This is a genomic window from Blautia hominis (assembly GCA_002270465.1).
Classification (GTDB): Bacteria; Bacillota; Clostridia; order Lachnospirales; family Lachnospiraceae; genus Blautia; species Blautia hominis.
In genome coordinates this window covers 26,965-43,187 of record NQOF01000012.1, presented here as the reverse complement: position 1 = coordinate 43,187, position 16,223 = coordinate 26,965, and the positions used below count along the sequence as shown (strand labels likewise).

The 16,223-nt window shown below is 41.9% G+C and carries 16 protein-coding genes and 1 tRNA gene; 14 read left to right on the top strand and 3 right to left on the bottom strand.

Translation table 11 applies throughout. The features are described from left to right. Positions 1-319 precede the first annotated feature (319 nt). From CI595_RS24930 to CI595_RS24905, 6 genes are all read left to right on the top strand, one after another. Positions 320-1,594: a glucose-1-phosphate adenylyltransferase gene (locus CI595_RS24930; RefSeq protein ID WP_095176304.1), complete on the top strand. Its 1,275-nt coding sequence runs from the start codon at positions 320-322 to the stop codon at positions 1,592-1,594. After that, a complete protein-coding gene (gene glgD / locus CI595_RS24925) occupies positions 1,591-2,706 on the top strand; it encodes a glucose-1-phosphate adenylyltransferase subunit GlgD (protein WP_095176303.1) in 1,116 nt (371 codons plus the stop codon). The genes CI595_RS24930 and glgD overlap by 4 nt, the downstream gene beginning before the upstream one ends. Before the next feature lie 85 nt (positions 2,707-2,791). Continuing rightward, the gene (spoVG, locus tag CI595_RS24920; RefSeq protein WP_095176302.1) at positions 2,792-3,079 is read left to right on the top strand and encodes a septation regulator SpoVG; all 288 of its coding nucleotides are present in this window, start codon (positions 2,792-2,794) and stop codon (positions 3,077-3,079) included. Between the two features lie 303 nt (positions 3,080-3,382). Then, a complete protein-coding gene (locus CI595_RS24915) occupies positions 3,383-4,417 on the top strand; it encodes a uroporphyrinogen decarboxylase family protein (protein ID WP_095176301.1) in 1,035 nt (344 codons plus the stop codon). A 22-nt stretch (positions 4,418-4,439) separates the two neighbouring features. Beyond that, positions 4,440-5,051, top strand: coding sequence for a GTP-binding protein (locus CI595_RS24910; protein ID WP_095176308.1), 612 nt, complete (start codon positions 4,440-4,442; stop codon positions 5,049-5,051). Further along, positions 5,044-5,658 (top strand): hypothetical protein, encoded by a 615-nt coding sequence (locus CI595_RS24905; RefSeq protein ID WP_095176300.1) that lies wholly within the window; start codon positions 5,044-5,046, stop codon positions 5,656-5,658. Before CI595_RS24910 ends, CI595_RS24905 begins: the two co-directional genes overlap by 8 nt. On the opposite strand, the gene CI595_RS24900 is transcribed toward CI595_RS24905, so the two are convergent. After that, the gene (locus CI595_RS24900) at positions 5,655-7,034 is read right to left on the bottom strand and encodes an RsmF rRNA methyltransferase first C-terminal domain-containing protein (protein ID WP_187144061.1); all 1,380 of its coding nucleotides are present in this window, start codon (positions 7,032-7,034) and stop codon (positions 5,655-5,657) included. The genes CI595_RS24905 and CI595_RS24900 overlap by 4 nt on opposite strands. 491 nt (positions 7,035-7,525) lie before the next feature. Between CI595_RS24900 and CI595_RS24895 the strand changes: the two genes are divergently transcribed. From CI595_RS24895 to CI595_RS24885, 3 genes are all read left to right on the top strand, one after another. Further along, entirely contained in the window at positions 7,526-8,548 is a 1,023-nt protein-coding gene (locus CI595_RS24895; RefSeq protein WP_095176299.1) for a LacI family DNA-binding transcriptional regulator, read from the top strand. A 182-nt stretch (positions 8,549-8,730) separates the two neighbouring features. Beyond that, the gene (locus CI595_RS24890; RefSeq protein WP_095176298.1) at positions 8,731-9,678 is read left to right on the top strand and encodes an AEC family transporter; all 948 of its coding nucleotides are present in this window, start codon (positions 8,731-8,733) and stop codon (positions 9,676-9,678) included. A 37-nt stretch (positions 9,679-9,715) separates the two neighbouring features. Continuing rightward, positions 9,716-10,537 carry a DUF5131 family protein gene (locus CI595_RS24885; protein WP_095176297.1) on the top strand — a complete coding sequence of 274 codons (822 nt, stop codon included), beginning with the start codon at positions 9,716-9,718 and terminating at the stop codon, positions 10,535-10,537. 604 nt (positions 10,538-11,141) lie between these two features. Here CI595_RS24885 and CI595_RS27235 read toward each other — a convergent pair. After that, complete coding sequence (locus CI595_RS27235) at positions 11,142-11,360, bottom strand: helix-turn-helix domain-containing protein (protein WP_095176296.1); 219 nt, start codon at positions 11,358-11,360, stop codon at positions 11,142-11,144. A gap of 468 nt (positions 11,361-11,828) precedes the next feature. Between CI595_RS27235 and CI595_RS24870 the strand changes: the two genes are divergently transcribed. The 5 genes from CI595_RS24870 to CI595_RS24850 all read left to right on the top strand — a co-directional run bounded on the left by CI595_RS24870 (position 11,829) and on the right by CI595_RS24850 (position 16,037). Next, positions 11,829-12,176, top strand: coding sequence for a helix-turn-helix domain-containing protein (locus CI595_RS24870; protein ID WP_095176294.1), 348 nt, complete (start codon positions 11,829-11,831; stop codon positions 12,174-12,176). A 193-nt stretch (positions 12,177-12,369) separates the two neighbouring features. Then, positions 12,370-12,933: a recombinase family protein gene (locus tag CI595_RS24865; RefSeq protein ID WP_095176293.1), complete on the top strand. Its 564-nt coding sequence runs from the start codon at positions 12,370-12,372 to the stop codon at positions 12,931-12,933. Positions 12,934-13,461: 528 nt separating this feature from the next. Further along, the gene (locus CI595_RS24860; protein ID WP_147737766.1) at positions 13,462-14,535 is read left to right on the top strand and encodes a hypothetical protein; all 1,074 of its coding nucleotides are present in this window, start codon (positions 13,462-13,464) and stop codon (positions 14,533-14,535) included. Positions 14,536-14,624: 89 nt separating this feature from the next. After that, the gene (locus CI595_RS24855; RefSeq protein WP_095176291.1) at positions 14,625-14,855 is read left to right on the top strand and encodes a helix-turn-helix domain-containing protein; all 231 of its coding nucleotides are present in this window, start codon (positions 14,625-14,627) and stop codon (positions 14,853-14,855) included. Between the two features lie 3 nt (positions 14,856-14,858). Then, positions 14,859-16,037 carry a tyrosine-type recombinase/integrase gene (locus CI595_RS24850; protein ID WP_095176290.1) on the top strand — a complete coding sequence of 393 codons (1,179 nt, stop codon included), beginning with the start codon at positions 14,859-14,861 and terminating at the stop codon, positions 16,035-16,037. Positions 16,038-16,131: 94 nt separating this feature from the next. Here CI595_RS24850 and CI595_RS24845 read toward each other — a convergent pair. Next, positions 16,132-16,205, bottom strand: a tRNA-Pro gene (locus CI595_RS24845). Positions 16,206-16,223 lie beyond the last annotated feature (18 nt).

Here is a 16,223-nt window from a genome sequence, read left to right as displayed (position 1 = left end):
GTCAATATATAAAAAAGATTTTTGTCAAGTTTTTCAAAAACAAAAAAAGCCAGCATTTATGCTGACTGCGGCTGTTTCGTAATAAAATAAACCTCTAAAGATTGTAGTGCTAAATCCCAAAGACGGGAATGGGGCACTGTTTGTGTTTATTATACCTAAAAAAAGTACAAAATGAAACCCCTAGTTATAGAAATGGTTATGGGCAGGTAAAATGTCACAAAAACTAAAGTAAAGTCGAAAAAAAATTGTTAAAAATGTTCACAATTGCGATTTAGTGTGGTATAATAAAAAAATCATAGAATATACAAGAGGTGATTGCATGATTAAGAAAGAGATGATTGCAATGTTGCTCGCAGGTGGACAAGGCAGCAGATTAGGCGTACTGACTGCAAAAGTCGCAAAACCCGCAGTAACATTCGGGGGAAAGTACAGAATAATAGATTTCCCGCTGAGCAACTGCATTAATTCAGGAGTTGATACCGTAGGTGTACTTACACAGTACCAGCCGCTTCGCCTGAATACTCATATTGGCATCGGTATTCCGTGGGATCTCGATAAGAATGTTGGAGGCGTATCCATTCTTCCGCCATACGAGAAGAAGACGGATACGGAATGGTATACAGGAACTGCAAATGCTATCTACCAGAACATGGCATATATGGAAGAGTTCAACCCTGATTATGTGCTGATCCTGGGCGGCGACCACATTTATAAAATGGACTATGAGGTGATGCTGGATTACCACAAAGCGAACAAGGCTGATGTCACACTGGCATGTATGCCCGTTCCGTGGGAGGAGGCAAGCCGCTTTGGACTTGCTATCACAGATGAATCAGGACGCGTTACGGATTTTGAGGAGAAACCGGAGCATCCAAAGAGCAATCTGGCATCCATGGGTATTTATATTTTCAGCTGGCCGGTACTGAAGGATGCCCTTCTTGCCCTGAAAGACCAGCCTGGATGTGACTTTGGAAAACATATCCTTCCGTACTGCAAGGAAAAGGGCCAGCGCCTGTTTGCTTACGAGTACAATGGATACTGGAAAGATGTTGGAACACTGGGTTCCTATTGGGAAGCCAATATGGAGCTGATCGATATCATTCCTGAATTTAATTTATATGAAGAGTTCTGGAAGATTTATACCAAGAGCGATATTATTCCTCCCCAGTATATTTCCGCTGATGCTGTGGTGGAGAGAAGTATTGTGGGAGAAGGGACCGAGATATACGGCGAGGTACATAATTCCGTTATTGGTGCAGGTGTCGTTATCAAAAAAGGCGCGGTTGTGCGCGATTCCATTATCATGAAACAATCTTTCCTTGGCGAGAACTGTGTGATAGACAAGGCGATCATTGCAGAAAATGTCACAGTGGGAGACAATGTAGTCATGGGAATCGGTGAAGAGGTCCCGAACAAAGAAAAACCGGGTGTTTATTCCTTTGGTCTTGTAACCGTGGGAGAGAACACAGTGATTCCGTCCGATGTGAAGATTGGCAAGAATACTGCCATTGTTGGTGAAACATCAAGTGAAGACTATCCGGACGGCGTACTGGAGAGCGGCGAAACATTGAATAAGGAAGGTGAGACATCATGAGAGCAATAGGTATTATTCTTGCCGGCGGCAATAACAATAAAATGAGAGAGTTATCACAGAAAAGAGCGATTGCAGCAATGCCGATCGCTGGAAGTTACCGCAGCATAGACTTTGCGCTTAGCAACATGTCAAATTCCCATATTCAAAAAGTTGCGGTTCTGACACAGTACAATGCCCGTTCCTTAAATGAGCATCTGAGCTCATCCAAATGGTGGGATTTCGGAAGAAAGCAGGGAGGCCTTTACACCTTCACACCTACCATTACCGCTGACAACAGCTTCTGGTACAGAGGCACAGCGGATGCTATGATCCAGAACCTGAATTTCCTTAAATCAAGCCATGAGCCTTATGTGGTGATCGCATCCGGCGATGGTGTGTACAAGCTGGATTTCAATAAAGTTCTGGAGTACCATATTGCAAAGCGGGCGGACATCACAGTTGTCTGCACAGATGTATATGGAGATGACACCACCAGGTTCGGCTGCCTGAAAATGAATGAGGACAGCAGGATCGAAGAATTTGAAGAAAAACCCATGGTGACACGCACCAATACGGTTTCTACCGGTATCTATGTCATCAGAAGAAGACAGCTTATTGAGCTTCTGGAAAAATGTGCACAGGAAGACAGATATGATTTTGTAAAGGATATTCTCATCCGTTATAAGAACCTGAAGAGGATCTATGGTTACAAGATCAATACTTACTGGAGCAATATTTCCACTGTGGAATCTTATTATAAAACCAATATGGACTTCCTGAAACCAAAAGTAAGAGATTACTTCTTCAATCAGTATCCCGGAGTTCAGTCAAAAATAGATGATCTGCCTCCGGCAAAATACAATCCCGGTTCAGATGTGAAGAACAGCCTGGTTTCCAGTGGATGTATCATCAACGGACAGGTTGAGAACTCTGTTCTGTTTAAGAAAGTATTTGTAGGCAATAACTGCGTGATCAAGAATTCCATTATTCTCAACGATGTGTATCTGGGGGATAATACCCACATTGAGAACTGTATCGTGGAGAGCCGTGATACCATTCGTGCCAATTCCTACTATTGCGGTGAGGACGGCATTAAGATCGTAGTGGAAAAGAACGAGCGTTATGTACTATAAAAATACACAAGTAAAAAGTGTGCAGGGTGCAGTGACATCATAAGCAGGACTTTTTAAGAATGGCATATGAAAGGGGAAGGTTTTTATGAACATCACAGATGTAAGAGTAAGAAGAGTTGCGAAGGAAGGTAAGATGAAAGCTGTTGTCTCCATTACAATTGATGAAGAATTTGTAGTGCATGACATCAAGGTTATCGAAGGGGAAAAAGGTTTGTTCATTGCCATGCCCAGCCGTAAAGCAACCGACGGTGAATACAGGGACATCGCACATCCGATTAACTCTGAAACCCGTGAAAGAATCCAGGGCATCATTTTGGAAAAATACGAACAGGTACTCGCTGAGGAGCCTGTGGAAGCTGTAGTTGAAGCATAAGAAGATAGAATAGTTAGAAAAGCCGTTTGCATTCGCAGACGGCTTTTCTACTGAACAGGGGGGCCTGGCCGCAAGTGCTCCATCCGGCAAGAAACAAGACTGTCAGATTAGCATGTATTGTGTAAAAAAGGAAATGCAGGGTACAAAAGTGAGGGAAACAGAAAGTCAATTTTTGTACCCCGCAGACATAGTGCGGGAAGGTGGGAAAAGTTACAATAGAATCATAAGAATCCATGGTTCTGTCCGGGCTGAAGCGTAAATATCGTGCCGGACAGCATCTGTTTGCAAGAAGGAGGATACAATATGGCAAAAATGACAGAAAAAACAAATTATCTTATGACTCTGCGCGGGGAACAGCCGGAGTGGGTGCCCACCTACAGTTTTGGCCCTATGCCCAATATGACAAGGCCTTGCACATCCTGTATGCTGGAACCTGAGATCGTGGCGTATTTCCGTTTTCAGGGGGGCGGCAAGGACTGCTGGGGTGTCACCTATGTTCCTACCAGGGAGACAGGAAACGCGCTGCTTCCTAAGCCCGGTGAATTTATATTGGATGACATTACAAAGTGGAGAGATGTTATCAAAGCGCCTTCCCTGGAAGGGGTGGACTGGGAGGCCATGGCTAAAAAGCAGTTGGAAGGTTTTTACCGTCAGGGGGTAAACCGGGAAGATACGGCCATTGCCCTGAACCTTCACGTGGGATACTTCCAGAATCTGATGGCATTTATGGGATTTACGGAGGGGCTCTGCGCCATGGCTGAGGAACCGGAGGAGGTGTACGCGCTGTTTGATTACATGTGTGACTTTTACACAGAGACCACACGGCAGATCATTGGATATGTAAAGCCTGATGTGCTGACCATGATGGATGATACTGCCGCATGGAGGGCGCCCTTCATTTCCAAGCAGATGTACCATGATCTGGTACTGCCTTTCCATGACAGGCAGGCCAAATTCGGACGTGACCTGGGAATCCCCATTACCATGCACAACTGTGGTAAGGCGGAACCGTTTATAGAGGACTGGCTTTCAATCGGCGTTAATGCCTGGGACCCTGCACAGACGTGCAATGATCTGACAGGCATCAAAGAAAAATACGGAAACAAGCTGGTCATTATGGGTGGATTCGATCCCCGTGACCATCTGGCAGACCCAAATGTGACGGAAGAAGAGATACGCCAGGCAGTGCGGGATACCATGGACAGGCTGGCACCCGGGGGCGGTTTCTGCTGGTGCGGCGGATATCTGGGAGCCATTGATGACCCGGAAGTCATTAGAAAAAATGCAGTATTGTTTGATGAAGTGTTCCGTTATGGAGATAAGTTTTATAAAAAGTGATGCGGGAAGAAGTGATAAGATTATGAAGGTATTGATATTAGGCGGTTTTCTGGGCTCTGGTAAGACGACCCTCCTTCTTCAGATGGCACGGTATCTGGTGGACAGTTCCGGGTCAGGCAGTGCCTATAAGGTGGTGATCCTGGAAAATGAGGTGGGCAGGGAAGGGATTGATGACAAGCTTCTCAGGGGAAATGGATTTAATGTGGAAAATCTCTTTAACGGCTGTGCCTGCTGTACCCTGGCCGGAGAGCTGGTTTCCGCGGCCTATGAGATTGAGAAGGAATATGCCCCTGACTGGCTGATCGTGGAGACAACAGGCCTGGCATATCCGGGTTTGATCCAGGACAACTTGGCAGCGGGGATCGGAATGGAATCACGGGTGTGTACGGTGGTGGATGTATCCAGATGGAAACGGCTTTTGCATGCCATGCGGGAACTTCTCCTGGGGCAGACAGAACGGGCTGATGTGGTCCTTATGAATAAGGCGGATCTGGTGACAGAGGATATACTCCGCGAGGTGGAGAAGGATATTGAGGAGATGAACCCGGCCGCTGCGCGGATTGCCACCACGGCAGTAGGCCATGTGGATGAACATGTGTGGGATGTTGTGTTGGGAGTGATGGACCATGGATAAAGAGGAGAAGACTTTGCAGGTGTCCGGGGATGCGCAGGAGAATCTGCCAAGATGCGGAGAGGAACAGGAAGACGAGGGGCATCATGGATGCGGGGATGAACATGCAGAGGAGTATCATGGATGCGGACATGAACATGCAGAGCAGGAGCATCATGGATGCGGACATGCGCATGTACATGAGGCGCATCATATCCATGTGCATGAACATCGTGATGGTGAGGCATGTGAATGCCCTTCCTGCACACAGAAAAGAGAAAAATTATATGTGACATCCCAGCTCCAGGACAGTGCTGTGGTGGTCTCGGCGGAGTACCACACAGCGGCAGACCGGGAGCGGGCGGGAGAACTGCTTGTCAGGTATATGGAAGCACTGGCCGGTGAGATAGACAGCCGTGGCGGCATAATCGGTCATATTAAGACATCAGTGGGGGTACAGTATGTGGAAATGTACTCCCTTACAGACAAAACAGTGATGAAAAAGGCATCAGAACTGCCGGAACTGACCTTATATACGGCTGCTATTGTATTCTGTGTAAAAGAAGAGGAACTGCGCTGTCTGGTCCGGGATATGTTCAGGGACATGGACAGGCAGCTCCATGAGAGTTAATGGATACGCCATCCGGCAGGATATTTATTTTTTAATGTACCGTTTACCAGTTTTCCGAATCCAAGAGGAAAGTCGTCCACGCAGATCAGCTGCCATCCTTTATCCTTTGTGCATTCACCTTTTTCCACCAGGAGAGTTTCACCCTTCAGGTAACGTCCGATGCGCTCATCCTGTGGGGAAAGGCAGAGGCGTGAAGGGAATTGACCTGCTTTAAGGGCCAGGGCCAGAGGCTGGGACGGCTCAAAACGGTTTTTCTTTAATTCCCCCAGAAACAGTCCGTTTCTGAGAAAGCGGATGCCCTTAAAGTGGTTGTCCGCAGGGGGCAGGCAGTAGACATTGCTGCTGCGCACTTCTATTCGGTCCGCGGGAAAGGGAATGTCCATTCCGGCGAAAAATTCAGTCAGCAGTTTTTGGGCTTCTTTATCAGGTTTTGTTCTGAAATCTGATAAAGTCTGCCCGGAACTGCCTTTTTTTCTCATGAGGGCCATGAAATGTCCCTCCCCATCCATTCTGTGAGGGAAGATGCGGAGGCATTTGGTGAGCTCAGGATCTCCATTTCCCCATGCAGGATTGCCTTTGGAAAACCCTTTATAACTATCCGTCTCTAAAAGCTCCATTTCCGGATATTCCTCCAGGATAAAGGAAATGGTTCCTTCATTTTCAACGGGGGAAAAGGTGCAGGTAGAATACAGCATCAGCCCTCCGGGCTTTAGCATGGAAATGGCAGACGAGACACATTCCCGCTGGAGTTTGGCAAAAAATGCAGGCCTTGTCTCGTCCCAAGTCTTGGCTACGGCAGGTTCTTTTCTAAACATTCCCTCCCCGGAGCAGGGGGCATCCACCAGTATCTTATCAAAAAACTCCGGCATGGCTTTTGCCAGAGACGCGGGGACTTCATTGGTGATAAAAGAATTTGGGATTCCGCACAGCTCTATATTTCGCTGCAGGGCTTTGGCCCGTGAACTGCTGATATCATTGGCAACCAGCATACCTTTATGTTCCAGTCCGGCGCCAAGCTCTGTGGCCTTTCCCCCCGGGGCGGCACAGAGGTCCAGCACATAGTCTCCGGGTGTGACCGGAAGGAGGGCAGCAGGAGCCATTGCACTGGGTTCCTGCAGATAATACAGGCCGGCTGCATAGTAGGGATGTTTTGCCGGATGGTCTGTTTCCTCATAGTAAAAGCCGTTTCTGGTCCAGGGCACAGGTGTCAGGGAGAAAGGGCTGATTTTTAGAAATTCCTCCACGGATATTTTCAGGGTATTGACTCTGAGGCCAAAATGCCGTGGATTTTCATAGCTTTTTAAAAATGCAGTATATTCATCCTGAAGCATATCCTCCATACGGGAGAGGAAAGCTTTGGGGAGTTGTTCGATCATAACGGTCTCCTTTTTTTTGGGCTCTGTTGTTTTGGAGTAACAGTTCAACTGTCTGCACTGTTACGTTTTGGACTTATTATAGCATGAAGGGTTTTATTGCGCTACAGAAATATCCCTTCCGGGTATTATGGTGCCATGAAATGTTACTGTTCACGACGTGTCCAGTAACACGCTTCGCGATGCACAGATATGGAACATTCTGCCCCATATCGCGCTGGCTGCCTCGGGATTTTCATGCTTCCGGCATGAAAACTCCTCCCGGTACAGTGGCCTGTGAACAGTATCATGAAACAGTTAAATTAGCAGGCCGCCACATTCCGTATAGGGATCCGTACGGTTCTTCCAGTATTTTCTTGTAAATAAAAGATAAAAATGATATGATTTATATTAAGTAAAAGACAGAGGCAAAACAAGTAAAATTATAATAACTATTCAGCAGACCAAGACACTGAACAGTTACAGACTACGAGAAGATAAGCGGAGTGAGTGATATGGCTACACTAAAAGAAATCTCTGAGCTGACCGGTTATTCCATAGCTACGATTTCCAGAGTGCTGAATCATGATGCTTCCCTCAGTGTGACGGACAGCACCAGAGAAGAGATACTGAGGGTAGCCGGCAAGCTGGACTACGAAAGTAAGAGTGTCAGGAGCAGCCGCAGGAAAGCGGCCCAGCTCAGAATCGGAATTATTGAAATGATGGACTCCCGGATGAAGCTGGATGACCCTTATTATCTTTACCTGAAAAGCAGCCTGGATAAGTGTTGTTTTGAAGAGGGATTTGAGACAGTTACCCTTCAGTATGATGAGGAGGAGGGCTGCTATAAGAGCAACAGCCAGTCAGGGCTGAACGGCGTGATAGCTGTGGGACAGTTTGATGAGGCACAGGTCCATGCCATGGAACAGTGGTCGAATCAGATCGTATTCCTGGATTCCTCTCCCTATGAGGAGAGATTCAGTTCTGTGGTGCCAAATTTTCAGGTGGGGATCCATCAGGGAGTGGACTATCTGGCCGGGATGGGCCACAAAACCATTGCCTTTGTGGGGCCTGTAATGTCCCCGGATTCTTTGGGCTGTGATGCGCCGGAGAAGCGCAGAAAAATATTTGAGGAATACATGAAGTATTACAGGAAAGATTTAAAGGCGGTTTTTGTTGATACAGACAGAGAGGCATCCGCTGTACTGGAAAAGATAATTGCTTACCTGAAGGAGGAAAAGAACCCTGCAACGGCGTTTTTTACCTTCAATGAGGCTGCCGCCATTGGCGTGATGCAGGGGATTCAGCAGTTGGGATACCGGGTGCCTGAGGATTTCAGCATTTTAAGCTATAATGACACCGTGCTGGCAACACTGATGCAGCCACAGCTTTCAAGTATCAGTATTCATTTGGAGGAGATGGCTCTGGAAGCGGTAAGACTTTTAAGGAGAGAGCTGCTGGAAAGCAGGGTACCGCCGATGAAGATAGCGATACCTTCCGGTTTAAGTGAGAGGGAAAGTGTTAAGAGGCTTGAATGATGGATTCAGGCCTCTGTTTTTATGTGCTTTTCCATAAAAGTAAAAAAAGAGTTAAATAAGGTAAAAGGGGGAATGGACAGTTGAATAGGAAAGCTATCATCTGTGTCGGAAGGGAATTGCGCAAGTAAAGAGTACAGAGTATAATAGACAATCATGCGGATAAACCGCCCGGAGGCACAGAAATGGAAAATATGATACTGTCGTTTAATGTGATAGCGCCATTATTTTTTCTGATGGTAATAGGCTATTTGATTGCCAACTATACAGATCTTGCAGATAAAGACCTGCTGAAGAAAGCAAATACTCTTGTGTTCAAGGTCTTTCTGCCGTGTATGCTGTTTAAAAATATTTACCGGAGTAATATCAGAGAACAGATGCAGGGCGGACTTTGTATTTTTGCCGCCGGAAGTCTGCTCCTTTTGTTTGCACTTTTGTGTCTCATTGTTCCCAGGGTGGTGAAAAAGGAGAATCAGCAGGGAGTGGTGATCCAGGGGATATTCAGAAGCAATTATGTGATATTCGGAGTAGCAGTGGTGGAAAATATGTATGGTTCTGCCAATACAGCCACAGCGGCAATTTTAAGCGCGGTCCTAGTACCCATGTATAACTTCCTGGCAGTGATCGCCCTGTCTTTTTTCGGAGGGAAGAGGGAGCGGGATCTTAAAAAAGTTATCATCGGTATTCTGAAAAATCCGCTGATCCTTGCCTCCGTTCTGGGGATCATAGCCTCTCTGTCAGGAATCAAACTTCCCAAGGCGGCAGATACTACCCTGAATGATCTGGCAAAACTGGCAACCCCTATTGCATTTCTCATACTGGGCGGAGATTTTGATTTTTCCAAAATAAAGGGGAACCTGAAAACTGCAGGATGTGTGATCTTAGTTAAGATGGTACTGCTTCCCCTTATCTTTATCCCCATTGTGGTGGCAATGGGGTACCGCAATTCTGATCTGCTGGCAGCACTTCTGGCGTATCAGACACCGGTTGCGGTATCCAGCTATATTATGGCCCAGCAGGCGGGCGCGGATGAACAACTGGCGGGGCAGCTTGTGGTATTCAGCAGCATAGTTTCCATATTTACGCTGTTTGTTACCATATTTATCCTCAGGCAGATGGGACTTCTCAATTGATCTTATATAGGCGGGTGCATGATCAACCCTTAAAGCTATGCAAGGAGCATGTCGGATTTTTACTATAACAGGCGGGAATATATTATACCATATCCGCAAGGAACGAATAGAAAACACAACAATAAGGAGAATGTATATGAACTGGGAACCCTGGACAGGTTGTTACAAAATAAGTGATGGCTGCACGAACTGCTATTTTTATGGGCCGCACGCCAAACGTTACGGTCAAAACACCATCCTAAAAACAGATAAATTCGATTGGCCTGTGAGAAAGAACGCAAAAGGTGAATACAACATTAAAGGAAATAAGATTCTTGCAACCTGCTTTGCAACGGATTTTTTTCTTCCCGAAGCGGATGAATGGCGTAAAGATGTCTGGTCTATGATCAAGGAGAGAACAGACATAGACTTTTTGATCTTAACAAAACGGATTGACCGTTTTCTTGTATCACTTCCCCCTGATTGGGGTACGGGATATGACAACGTGAATATTGGATGTACTGTGGAGAATCAAAAGTTAGCTGATCACAGACTTCCGTTGTTTCTGTCTTATCCTATAAAGCGGCGTTTTATAGCCTGTGTGCCACTTTTGGAGGCTATAGATCTAACGCCATATCTTCATGGTGTAGATCATGTAACCGTGGGAGGCGAGACGGGCCGGGAAGCTAGGGAATGCGATTATGACTGGGTACTCAATATCCGTGAGCAATGTGTAAGAGCAAATGTGACATTTTGGTTCAAGAATACAGGGTCTTTTTTTAAACGTGACGGTATAGTGGAAAAAGTAAATCCGTTCAAGCAGACCGGCTTGGCAAAAGAGCTGGATATTAATATTTCAGATGGGAAAAGATTGTTTTGATAGGCTGAGAAAATGTTGGGCGGCGGAGGGATAGGCATAAAAAAACACCGGATTCGAGAAATCCGGTGTTTTTAACCATTGCTGAAAGTCGAAGCGACGTGATTCGAACACGCGACCTCTGCGTCCCGAACAGAGAAGTATATCTGTTAAGACGTGTTTGTAAATACCAGAATGCTTTAAATACAAGGGTATTGATAGGCCTACTGCAACTTTAAAAATCAGTCTATTGAAGAAATTTTAAGGTTAATTGTTAGGAAAAGTGTTAGGCAAATGGCAGAGCAAAACATATCGTTAGGCACTCGGAAGGGTGCCTTTTAAAGTGGGGATAATTTACATTATGTTTTTGATACAATACAATAATGGTACAGGTATGTGAGAGAATCACACCTGACATAGCGTTTCCCAAAACTCCGAACCATAATAAATAAATGCTCAAGTTAAAATGTCTTTATTTATAAGGTTTTATTGTGATAGGTTTGATTTGTAAAAATGCTAAATGACCTTGTAACAAAGGGTTTTTACGAACTCAGTTAAGATTGAGGTCGAATTATACTTTGCTTAGCAAAAAATCCCGTAATTAAAGGGAAAATACATAATCGTCGAACTATAAGATTTGGTCATCATCAGATGGGACATAAATACAAATATCCTGTATCTGACAATCTAAAATTCGGCAGAGGTCATTAATGGTTTTCATAGATATATCATGATTATACTTCAGTCTGTGCAAAGTACTATTTGATAAATGATGTTTCTTGGTTAGAGTATACCAGTTCTCTTTGGAATTCTCTAATGTTTTCCAAAACGGACTATAGTCTATCATATGTTCACCTTTATTTTTGTTTATATGTTTAACAATAAAGCAGAAGGTGATACTTGAATATCTTCGCAATTACGAATATAATAAAGTAGGAGGTGATGGATTTGGGAAAGAAAAGTTTTATAAAAAAGGTAATCAATATATTATTGTCAGTTGTGTTTGTATTATTTATTGGGGGTAATATGTTTTATTGCTTTATAGCCGGAGCGCCCAACGATAGAGGTACGTTGATAAAATATGTTTTTAACGCCGCAATGTTTTCACTCTTACTTCCGAGCATAATTTGTGGTTGCTTGTTTTATATCCACTATTTGCATGGATTAATTGATGACATGAACAAAATTTAGAGGTGTTTATTTTTTTTATAGCTATACTAAACTATAAGTTAGTATGGTGGCGCATAAATAGACTAATAATCTTGCATGAAAATGTTTAGAATGGCATTATACTACCAGAAAAGGGGTGTAATGCTTGGAATCTGTAAAGTTGGAAGAGTTTGTACCAGACAGAATTAACTTTTTATGTAATAAATACAAAATAACAAGATATGAACTTTCAAAAAGGACTGGAATTTCACAGACAGCTTTATCAAATATTGTAAAGCATAAGCAAATTCCAACTTTAGATACATTAGATAAGATATGCGAAGGTTTTCAAATGTCAGCAGTAGAATTTTTTACAACCCCCGATAATATAGCAGGTCTTTCAGAGGAAGAGAAAAAGATATTAAGGCTATGGGGGAACTTGTCAGAAGAAGAAAAGCGTTTTTTAGAAGTGATATTGTTAAACTTGAATGAACATAAAAAGAGCGGGAATTAGGAGTTGAAACAACAACTAGTTCCTGTTTTTATTTTATGTGTCTAAAACGATTGTTTTTGATACATATTTTTTTGATGCGGAAAACGTAAGGATTTTGTATATAAAAATATATCATAAAACGTGTCAAAAACTATTGAAGTTTTGATGCGTTTTTGATACAATGTAAACATAAAAGCGGAAGGAAGTGGCACGGATGTTAATTGGTTATGCTAGAGTATCAACAGACGGACAGAATTTAGATAGACAGATAGATGCACTGACAGGAGCAGGGGTGGATAAACGGATGATCTATCAAGAAAAAATGACGGGAACCAAGAAAGACAGACCGGAACTTGATAAAATGTTAGATAATTTGGAAATTGGAGATATTATAATAATTTCAGACCTTACCAGAATATCTCGGAGCACGAAAGATTTGCTTGAAATTGTTGAAAAGATTAAGAAAAAGGGAGCGTCAATAAAAAGTTTAAAGGACACTTGGTTAGATACTACCTCTGATAATCCGTATAATCAGTTTTTGTTAACGGTTATGAGTGGGTTGAGCCAACTAGAGAGAGATTTGATTAGTCAGAGGACAAAGGAAGGATTGGCAAGTGCAAAAGCCAGAGGAAGAAATGGGGGAAGACCTTCGAAACAGAATGAAAAAGGTGAAATGGTACGGACACTATATAATAATGGAATGAGAGTTGCTGATATCGTGAAACAGACAGATTTATCCAGGAGCACTGTTAACAGGATAATCAGAGTCAAAAAGTAGTTGTGCAGTTTTAACAAAATTTTTACAGGACATTTGCATATACGGCAAGTGTCTTTTTTGTTTTCTTTAATAAATAAAGGAAATCAGAAGAGAAAATAATATAGGGTATATAAAAGTAGCCTTAACACATTTTCATCTGTCATTTGTTTTAGTTTTGCATAAACTCAGACTTAAACAGAGGATTTATTAATGGAGATAATAGATGGCGTTGTGCAAAATGACTAAAGTAATATTGGTTTGAAAGGGCATATATGTGAAAGGTGTTGAAAAACATATGTTCGTGGGGTATACTGAGTGTACCCAATAGGGGAAAATAAAACTGAATATGAAGGTATGCCAGTACCACTTATCAAAACTGGATGGGAGACAGGCTGACCCATAAAAGAGGTCTAGGGTGACTTTCTAATAAGTACATTGAATACGGAGGGTAAAAATATAGGTAGCACGGAGACTTTAGAAGAAAGAATTGGTATTGACAGAACGGTTATTGCAGGCTTTAGGATTGTTTATATCAATGTGGCAAAATTTATGGCTCATGATAATGTAGAGTTAGAACGGCAGGGAAAATTGTTGTATATGTTAAAGGATGGAAGTGGTTTCAGGTGGCTGAAGATTAAGGACAATTATTGTTTTGGAACATTAGTAGCAGGAACCAGAAACACGAAGTTTATGAAAACAGATTTCAGCAGGATGGATGTGTTTATTCAGAATGTTGGAGAAGGTAATTTGCAGAATGATACAGTTTCAGGATATGAGGCAAGGTTAGAAAAGATATTACAATATGTATATGATGAATACGGAATACTAATTGACAGTAGTAACATAAGGCTTAATGAGATGGAGATTAACTGTACATTTCGTTTAAAGGATGAGTTTTATAAATATCACAGGGTTTTACGGTTAATGATGTTTAATCTTCCGAAAAATTTTAAAAAGTTAGTGGAATATGGAAGAACAGATGAAAAAAATGTTTGTATTAAAAATGAAACATTTTTAAGAGGGAACGAATCAGTTGCATTAAAAATTTATGATAAAAAAGAACAGTTATATCAGAAGTTGGGTTTTGTAACACAAACAGATATCATGAGAATAGAAATTGTTTTGAAAAAGCCTGCGAAAATAAAAGAAGTATTTGGCTCAAATCTTTTGGATCTTATATCGGATAAAAAGATAAACGATTACTACATACAGCAGTTTGTGAAAATTATCGAGAATAAGTATAGAAAATGGCAAAAGTATAATTGTAATTATTTATTGGAACAGATTACTTACCATAAAAAACAGAACAGCAGGTATTGGAAAAGCAATCTTTTAAGGGAGTGCGGTAATATGGAACAGATAAATCAGATACCTGTGTTACTTGACATAGCGGATTTACTGATTGTAGTAAAAAAAATAGATAAAAATGGTCATTTCTCAAGAGACAAAAAAGAATTGTTACGACAATGCAAACACAACAATGTTTTTCAACAAAAGGATGCTGACAAAGCAGAAGAACTTATCAGTAAAGTGCACTCGGCATATAAAATGTATACAGAAGATGTAACACCTGGAATACAAATGGATATGACAATAGATGGCGAAGTGTTAAAAGCTGTTTAAGTAAGCAGTTTAGGCATTACAGGGAGATTTACACTCTTATACGGGTTAAAAATCTCCCAAGAATAACAATAGATAAATAGGGGAAATGAATGCTAGAAGATTACAAAGATGTATTGCAGATAGATGATATTATGGATATTTTACAGATTGGACGAAATAAGGCATACGATTTGATTCATGCGGGAGAAATAAAGTCTTTGAAAATAGGAAGAAAAATTAGAGTTCCCAAGGCATGTATGATAGACTTTTTGATAAGTCCGCTTTATAATAATAGTAATGATATGTTTTGCTCGCCTGTCAAGAAACGGAAAGGAGCATAGGGAATGACTGGGAGCATACAAGTAAATAAAGGAAAATGGTATTGTGTTTTAAACATGAAAGATGAGTACGGGAAACGAAAACTCAAATGGTTTAGTACAGGATTACCGGAAAAGGGTAATAAAAGAGCTGCTAAAGAGAAATTGGCACAACTGATACAAAAATATGGTGAGTGCAATACCGTTACAAGGTTTGCAGATATGTCGTTTTCGAACTATTGTAATTATTGGTTGGAACATAAAAAGCAGTCTTTGGAAATAACTACATATGAAGGATATGAAATTAGGATTAAGCATATTCAGGAGTATTTTGAACCGAAAAAGACAGCACTTTCGAAGGTGACTTCAAGAGATATTAAACTGTTATATGAATACCTCTTACGAGAAGGGAACAGATCGAAGTATAAAAAAGATAAGGGGCTTTCAGAGCGTACTGTTAAAGAGATATCACTACTTGTAAAGGCAATGTTCAGAGATGCAGTGGTGTTGGGTGACATTCCCAACAGCCCTGCGGAGAATATTGAAGTCCCTAAGAAAAGAAGAACTAATGTAAAAAGGGGAACTTTCATTGATAGTAATGATTTAAAGTATCTGAAAGAGGCCGTTAAAGGTCATATTTTAGAAGAGTTGATTTTGATAACACTTGTATATGGATTGCGTAGGTCAGAGGTCTTGGGATTGAGATGGTCAGCGATAAATTTTGAAAAAAATACGTTGGAAATTAATCACACAGTTGTAAAGGTAAAAAAGCAAACTGCAAAAGATACTGCAAAGACAGAGGCCAGCTATCGAACTTACCCGTTGTCAGAATATACTACAGAATTGTTGCTTAAGGTAAAAGAAAGACAGGATTTATATAGAAAGTTATTGGGGAAAGAATATCATGAAAGTGATTATGTTTTTACATGGCAGGACGGCAGATGTTTTTCGACAGATTATATAACAAAGACTTTTAAAAAGATTATTAAGAAAGAAGAAAACTTGTCTTCAGAACTCACATTTCACGATTTAAGAAAAAGTTGTGTATCTATGATGGTAGAGGATGGATATAACGTAAAAGAAATTCAAGAGTGGGTTGGACACACGGATGTGAAAACAACGTTAGATATTTATGCAAAGGTAAAAGAGACACGAAAAAATTATATTGCAGTTAATATGGGAGAAAAATTCAAAAATATAAGCTGAAGTGTTAGGAAAGTGTTAGGCAGCAGGAGGAAAAGTTATAAAAGAAGAAAACACCGGATTTCAAAAATCCAGTGTTTTCAACGGTTGCTGAAAGTCGAAGCGACGTGATTCGAACACGCGACCTCTGCGTCCCGAACGCAGCGCTCTACCAAACTGAGCCACGCTTCGTTATTTTGTTTCGGCTGT